The sequence below is a fragment of the Segatella salivae DSM 15606 genome, assembly GCF_000185845.1.
Classification (GTDB): Bacteria; Bacteroidota; Bacteroidia; order Bacteroidales; family Bacteroidaceae; genus Prevotella; species Prevotella salivae.
In genome coordinates this window covers 1-511 of sequence record NZ_GL629686.1, presented here as the reverse complement: position 1 = coordinate 511, position 511 = coordinate 1, and the positions used below count along the sequence as shown (strand labels likewise).

The following is a 511-nucleotide window of genomic DNA, read 5'->3' as shown; positions in this document are numbered from 1 at the left end:
GTTCCTTTCAAGTGGGAAAAGCATCAATCAGCTTCTCTCCCTTTCCGAGGAGCAGTTGCATGAGATGTTTGGCGGTACGGAATCCCGACGTCGGGAGCCTTCCTCCAAAAGGATTGAATTGGAGGCTTTGCTTCCCGGATATGTATCTCGCCTGACACGCAAGGGGATGAGTGTCAGGAAACTTTTCAAGGAGTATCATTCCGAGTATCCTGACGGTCTTCAGCTGTCTTCCTTCAAGCGGGCAGTCCGCCAGTACAAGTTCCACATCAAGGTCGTCGGCCATGTCGAACACTATGCCGCAGACCAGATGTATGTTGATTTTGCCGGTGACAGGCTTGAAGTTGTCGATGAGATGACAGGCGAGACGAAGAAGGCAGAAGTCTTTGTTGCCATCCTTCCGTTCAGTCATTACACCTACTGTGAAGCCGTATGGTCGCAGCGCAAGGAAGACCTGATCAAGGGATGCGAGAATGCCATGCAGTATTTCGAAGGGGCTCCGGCGGCAATAGTT

1 protein-coding gene is annotated in these 511 nt (G+C 51.5%); it reads left to right on the top strand.

Annotation, left to right across the window (positions count from 1 at the left end):
- The coding region (locus HMPREF9420_RS12845) for a transposase (RefSeq protein ID WP_007136176.1) at nt 1-511 on the top strand (511 nt) is incomplete at both ends.